Below are 7,239 nucleotides of genomic sequence, written 5' to 3' on the forward strand. Positions count from 1 at the left end.
CATCTCATTTTTGCAAAAAAGATTTTTTGACAATTTGGTATTAAAATTAGATGCGCGCTAGCTGATTACCAAGGACTGCCAATTAGTGTAAATCCGGCCCAAAATTTGGGATGAGATAAATCTGAATTTGGTACTTGTCCGGCCCGAGTAAGATCGATCGCCCTTTTTTGACTCCCCACCAACTTACCATCTTTAATCGCGACCTGTTTGCGAATCATCGCCAGTTGAGCTTGTCTGAGGGCTTCAGCCTTAATGGGAGTCGATCGCAAATTAGCATAAAACTCAGTCATCAGCCCCAAAGTCGCGAAATCATTAACCTTCCACAAACTCGCCAAAGCTGATTTTACACCGCTGCGGACTGCCAGTCCAGCAAAACCCATTTCTGCTGTATTGTCGCCGATCGCAGTTTCGCACGCACTCAACACCAATAACTGTACTTGCCTGCGATCGTACCACTTCGCCAACCGAAATTTATCCAGAGCCAAAGAGCGGTTCCACAGGTCAATTTCAGCCTCCTTGCGTCCGTTTTGATGTTGCGGGAAGCTGGCGTGAGTAGCTAGGTGAACAATCTCAAAAGCCTGTTGCTGCCGCCGCTGTTTGGTGAGATTTTCCACGGTAAAATCTTGATTGAGAAAAAAGCGGCCGCGCCACAGCGGTAATTCACCAGCATTTTGGCTGTTGCTTCTGGTACCGGCGATCGCAGATAATTCGATCGGCACCGCAGGCAACTTTGGTTTATTAGTATGGGGGAATTGGGAAGCGCCCATTGCTAAAACTTGAGCGTTTTTTAAGCTTTCATAATTAGTGCTAGTCAAGCTGACACTGGGAATTGAGCCGAGGCTGTACTTTTGTACTAGAAATTGCTCCCCGTCGTGCAAAGCTGCTATGGGCAATTGTCGCAAACCTGCATCGAAGGAAAAAACTAGCGTATCTATATTTAATTCTGCTAATTCTTTAGAAATTGGCTCAACAAATAAATCATAAAGTTGCTTCGCATTTGCCAAGTCTTTATCTTCAAGACTATCTGGATTTGAGATATTTTTTTGAAATTCATTTACGATTTTATTCAAGTTTACACGATTGACTTTAATAGATTTCAGAATTGGAGGGCCTTCGGGAACTACTAATATTAGCGACAATGATTCGAGACTGGCGAAGGCATAAACGATTACGGCTTGTTTTCCGGTTTCTGTCTTAATTGTTTTCAGAGTTTCTCTGATATACTCAACATTGACTCTTTTGTCAGTAAAATCTTCTTTAAAGTAGTTTTCATAGTCTTGTTCAAAGAGTTTATCGATTAAGGCAATAGCCTCATCAGCATTGCCTTGATCTAAAGCTTGTTCAACGCTAAATCTGCTAATTTCTAAGGGAAAAAGATTGGGAATATTTGCGGGTGGGGGAGTTTGGGCTGCTGGAGTTGGTGCTGGAGTTGGAATTGGTGCGGGTGCTGGAGTTGGAATTGGTGCGGGTGCTGGAGTTGGAATTGGTGCGGGTGCTGGAGTTGGAATTGGTGCGGGTGCTGGAGTTGGCGGCGGAGTAGTTTCGGGAATGCTTGCCAAGGAATTAGGCTCGATCGCCTCAACGGGTGGCTCAATAGTAGGCGCAGGAGTAGGAGTTAAGACTATCCAGCCATCGGGTTGTTCTGTAGCAGAAGAACCAAGTTCGGGCGGTTTTTCTGGCGGGTTTTCAGGAGGCGTTATTAAAGTAAGATTCGGTTTTTCAACGGGCGGTGGTGTGAGGGAAAAGTTGTTCTTTGGATCAGTAAATGCCCAGTTAAAAGTGCTGCTTCCTGTTTCAGGATTTGGGGTGATAGTGGTTTTTGCTCCTAATAAATTGCCAATTAAATAAGCTAAATCTTGTTGCGGATTTTCGCTTTGGGCGGGTGCTACTGCGGCTGGGGGAATGGGTGCGGGAATGGGAGAGAAAGAGGGTGCAATTACAGGTGGAATTGCTGCTACAGAGGGATTGTCAGGCGATTGTAGGGGTGCGGGTGTTGGATTGGGTGCGATCGCACTTGGAGGTGCGATCGCACCTCCAAGTGCGATCGAGCTTGGAGGTGCGATCGGGGCGGTGAGTTGGGCGATCGGGGGAATTGTGGGTGCGGCGGGTATGCGATCGCTCGCGCTTGGTATTGTTGGGGCTGAGGGCTGTGTGCGGGTTGTGCGGGGCGGAAGCGTGAAGAAATTGGTGTTTAGCAGTTCTTGGATGGGGGAAAGGTCGATCGGCGGGGGTTCGGGTGTTGGGGATGGGGTTGGGGTTGCGATCGAGATTGCGGGTGTTTGGGATGGGATTTCGGGTGTTGGGGTGGGAGTTGCGATCGGGCGATCGGGTGTTGGGGTGGGAGTTGCGATCGGGCTTTCCGGTGTTGGGGTGGGAGTTGCGGCGGGGGATAAACCCTGTGGTGGCTGGCGTCTGGGTATAAGTAAAGGTGCGGGAGTTGGTGCGGTTGTTGGCGCAGTCGCTGGAGTAGTTGCAGGCGCAGTCGCTGGAGTAGTTGCAGGCGCAGTCGCTGGAGTAGTTGCAGGCGCAGTCGCTGGAGTAGTTGCAGGCAGTAGTTGCAGGCGCAGTCGCTGGAGTAGTTGCAGGCGCAGTCGCTGGAGTAGTTGCAGGTGCAGTCGCTGGAGTAGTTGCAGTCGCAGGAGTCGGCGTTGCTGAAGGAGTCGGTGTAGGTGATGGCTGAGGCTCTGGGGTCGATCGAATTTCAATCTTTTCTGTATCCTGTTTGTATGTATAAAAATATCTATTACCAGACAAAATTTGTGAAGACGTGCCATTTCCCCGAGTAATAGCACCAGCAGTTCCATTAGTTGTTGAATCGCCAACAATAAAAGGCGTCAGTCCATTACCGCCGTGACGCAGCAAAATTGTACCGCCTTTATCCCCAGCATCTCCAGCAGACGAAATGCTAGCAGCAACCCCATTTCTATCTGAAAAAGAATTGATTGATCGAAAAAACTTTTCAGTCCAAACATAGATATCTCCACCTCTACCATTACCCATGCTCTGACTGTCAATTTGATTAACAGTAATATTGCCACCAGCATTTAGACTAATATTTCCACCATTAGTAGAGGAACTAGAATTAAGATTCCCCGTTTGAATTGCTCCCTTCTCACTGTACAAAGAAATTCCCAACGGAGAAGTAATATTTTGCGTGGTAATATTATTAGTTGTAGAAATATTGATTGCGACAGTCGTTCTTGTAATATCATTTTCAATTTTGACGCTGTTGAGAGGAGTCACGTTACCGATAGGAGCGAAAAATTGAGCCATTCCCGTATCAGGTTTAACCGTCAGATTGTAAGGCCCGTCAACTGTAGACTTACAAGTAATATCACCTGTACCAGAGATTTTTACAGACAGGTCATTCGCCAATCTTAACGGAGCATTAAATGTAATATTATTGCGGTTAGTCTCGATATTTCCCGCCGCAGTAATTGATTCCTTTGCCGTGAGATCGATATTGCCACCAATCACATTAGTATTGGTAGAAAAAGTGCGGGAATTGATAGTAGAAGTCGCCATAGTTCCTTTAGCATCTATGGCTACATTTCCACCTCTACCATTGGCTGCCGCAGTAAAAATTGGGCCAGCAGTTGTGTTAACATTACCGCCGCTTTGAATGCGAAGATTACCACTATTAGCGTTAAATCCGCTTAATAATAGAGCGCTGCCAATTCCGCCTGTATTGATATTGCCGGTGGCTTCGAGGGAAATATTACCGCCATTATTACCACCCATTGCATTGATCAGTCCAGCAGTGGTATTGATCGTAGTGCCACTTTTTAGAGTAATATTTCCACCATTATTATTACCTACAGTAAACAGATTTTGAGTATTTATAGAACCATTACTATTAAGATTTATTGAACCGCTTTGTTGCTGAGCTTGTGACGCAACAATAGTAGTAGTAATATTGCCGCCAGCACTTACATTAATATTACCACCCGTTTGAGTTGTGAATGGGGGAGAAGCAGGTACATAAGCACCGGCAACCAATTGATTTGTATTGATATTACCATTGGTATTAGTAATGTCAATATTGCCACCTTGTGATTTAGACTCGGTATTTGCACTACCAATGCTTATATTTTGATTAGTATTAAATAATGTGATATTACCACCATTTCCCCCAGAAGAACGAGAAAAAATTGGATTACCCGGTGATATTTGAATACCATTTTGAGCTTGAACCGTAATATTTCCACCTTTGCTGTTTTCACCATCGGCATTGAGCGAATCCAAATTGATCGAACCACCACTCTTGAGACTTATTGCACCACCTTCTTGCCTACCAGTCGTAGAAATTTGATAACCATTAATATTGCCATTAGCCTCCAATCTGATTACACCACCGTTATTATTGTCAGAATTGGTTGATATCTGTGTACCACTGAGATTAATATTTCCTGTTCGACTTAAAATAGAAATATTGCCGCTAATCCCTACGCCATTATTAGTGACTCTAGTATAAATTATGCCAGTTGTAATATCATTTTTAGCTTCTAGATAAATAGAACCTCCTTTTCCGAATGTAATTCCTGTATCTAATTTGTAAGCAAAATTATCTGGTTGAGAATTTTTATTATGTAAGCTACCACCATTAAGATTTATGCTTCCTTCTGTACTTACGATCGAAATATTGCCACTATTGCCACTTGTCCCGCCCAAGAGAAGAGTTATTATCTCAGCAGTAGTAATATTATTCTTAGCTTGTAGAGTAACGGAACCGGCATTACCATTATTTGCTCTACTGTCTAAACCTCCAGCACTGGTATCGATGGAGCCTCCCGTGCTAGTAATCGAAATATTACCAGAGTTTCCTGTTTTGACATAACCAGTGACATATTGATCTAGTGCTGATTCTAAACTAGCAGTGACAATATTTTGTTGAGCATTGAGTGTTATATTACCAGCATTGCCATTATACGAATAACTAGATAAAGTGCCAGCAGTAGTGTTTATGCCTCCTGCTGTGCTGGTAATAGTGATATTGCCTGAATTTCCCCTGCCTAATGCACCGAACCATTTAGTATTAATATCTGTTGTAATAATATTACCGAGAGCCTGTAAAAGTACGGAGCCACTGTTGATTTTATCAGTTGTAGATAACGTACTAATAGTTCCGTTGAAAAAAGCATCTCCATTTTTTAATTGAGTCGTCGAACCAGTTAATACTACGTCTCCTTGAGAATTAACTGTCACTTCTCTTACACTTATCCCTTCACCCGTCAACAACTGTGGCAAAGATGTAACTGGCAACACCCAAGTTTGAGGCAAACTACCAGCCACAGATTGCGGTTGAATCTCCAAGCTCAATAAGTTTCCTGGCTGACTAATTCTCACTAAGTTTTGACCGGGTACAGCAGCAACAATAATATTGCCTGCGGGTGCAGCAAGTTGTCCCGTACTCACAATCGTGCCGCCCAACAAAGTTAAACTCTGTCCCTGTTTCACAGCCAAACTACCTAAATTGATAATTGCTCCCGGCTGTAGATTTGTAAAAGCAAAACTGTTCGGATTTCCGACTAATTGTGCATAATTATTCGCGCCAACAGCATTAAACCAGTTATTGCCGAAACCAATTCCTGTCGCAGTCGTTGCGGTGAAAGAACCGGGAATATTCAAGCTCGAATTTTTACCAAAAACAATCCCCGCCGGATTCATTAAAAATAAGTTGGCATTGCCGCCCGTAACTTGAATTAAGCCGTTAATTATGGAAGCATCGCCGCCGACAACTCGCCCTAAAATATTGCGGATGTTGGAATTTGAGATAAAGTTAGCAGTTTGTCCTTGAGTTAAACCAAATTGTTGGAAACTGTGAAATAGATTTGTACCGTCGCTGGATTGTTGGCCGCCTTGGATGTTAAATTGGTTGCCACTGGGGGTGATTTGAGTATTCGTGCCGTCAGTGTCGGGGGTGATTTGGGCTGTGGCTATTTGGGATGGGGTGAAAAGTCCTGTTTCCCAAGTTGCTAAGGTGCTGAAGGAGAGGAATGTTAGGAAAAATAGATTGTTTTTGTCCGCTGATTTCATGGTTTTTGTTAGTAGATGATATGATGATAATAAATTAATTGACAATCAATATCAGGACAATCCTGTAGGGGCGGGTTCGCCGAAATATATGATACCCAACGACAATTATAAAAACCCGCCCCCACCCAGCCCAAAAATTAAGAATACATTGAATTTAACCATGTGGCGGGGAGGTTTTTGGGGGTTATTGGTTGGGTTGGGGCGGGTTTTTGAGATAGTTTGTGAGTGACAAATTCGGTGGCGAACCCGCCCCTACGAATTTGGGCATAAAATACGATAAAGAATATTTTATCACCATCCTGTAGGGGCGGGTTCACCGAATTATATGACACCCAACGACAATTATAAAAACCCGCCCCCACCCACCCAGAAATTAAGAATACATTGAATTCAACCATGTAGCGGGGAGGTTTTTGGGGCTTATTGGTTGGGTTGGGCGGGTTTTTGAGATTGTTTGTGAGTGACAACTTCGCTGGCGAACCCGCCCTTACGAATTCTGTTTTTAAGATCGTAAATTCATCAATAATACATTTTTACTGTCTAATTTAATATTGATTCTCTTGGAATTGCAAAACTTTTTAGATGGGTACATTTCATCGGTTTCCCACTTATACGGATTGTTGATAATATATTCCTGAATTTTGGCAAACGTTGTCTCATCGCGAATAATATGTTCGTAATAACCCCTTTGCCATACCTGGATTCCTGAAACACGGCGTAGTTGATTGATACGACTGGAAGAAAATGTTTTAAAACCTCTCACAATTTCCGATAACCCATGACGTTTATCCTGATTTTCTATGATGATGATTCCATGAAAATGATTCGGCATAATGACAAAAGAATCTAATTCTATATGAGGATATACTGTCTTGAGATTAAACCAATTAAAGTTGACTACTTCACCGTAACGGCTTAATAGCATATTTTCTTCTTCAATGTCACCTAATATACACTGACGTTGCCAAATACAAATTGTCACAAAATATGCACCAGGTTGGCTGTAATCATATCCGGGGAGACGAATAGAACGACGATGATGAATATTGGGATTGTATTTCATATTTTTTTTTGTAATCAACACAATATCGAATATTATATCACCATCCTGTAGGGGCGGGTTCACCGAAATATATGACACCCAACGACAATTATAAAAACCCGCCCCCACCCAGCCCAAAAATTAAGAATACATTGAATTTA

Annotated in this window: 4 protein-coding genes; 1 reads left to right on the forward strand and 3 read right to left on the reverse strand. The window is 43.2% G+C overall.

Going from position 1 to position 7,239, the window contains the following annotated elements:
• Positions 1-65: 65 nt before the first annotated feature.
• Positions 66-1,559 (reverse strand): CHAT domain-containing protein, encoded by a 1,494-nt coding sequence (locus tag JGK14_RS23490; RefSeq protein WP_293275073.1) that lies wholly within the window; start codon positions 1,557-1,559, stop codon positions 66-68.
• On the opposite strand from JGK14_RS23490, the gene JGK14_RS23495 reads away from it, so the two are divergent.
• Positions 1,549-1,848, forward strand: a complete 300-nt coding sequence (locus tag JGK14_RS23495; protein WP_293243426.1) for a hypothetical protein — start codon at positions 1,549-1,551, stop codon at positions 1,846-1,848. The two genes, JGK14_RS23490 and JGK14_RS23495, sit on opposite strands and share 11 nt — an antisense overlap.
• Before the next feature lie 120 nt (positions 1,849-1,968).
• Here JGK14_RS23495 and JGK14_RS23500 read toward each other — a convergent pair whose 3' ends face one another.
• The gene (locus tag JGK14_RS23500; RefSeq protein ID WP_325315550.1) at positions 1,969-6,036 is read right to left on the reverse strand and encodes a two-partner secretion domain-containing protein; all 4,068 of its coding nucleotides are present in this window, start codon (positions 6,034-6,036) and stop codon (positions 1,969-1,971) included.
• A gap of 502 nt (positions 6,037-6,538) precedes the next feature.
• Positions 6,539-7,099, reverse strand: coding sequence for an REP-associated tyrosine transposase (locus JGK14_RS23505; protein ID WP_293187102.1), 561 nt, complete (start codon positions 7,097-7,099; stop codon positions 6,539-6,541).
• Positions 7,100-7,239: the final 140 nt, after the last annotated feature.

Source organism: Microcoleus sp. PH2017_28_MFU_U_A (assembly GCF_020738035.1).
GTDB lineage: Bacteria > Cyanobacteriota > Cyanobacteriia > Cyanobacteriales > Microcoleaceae > Microcoleus.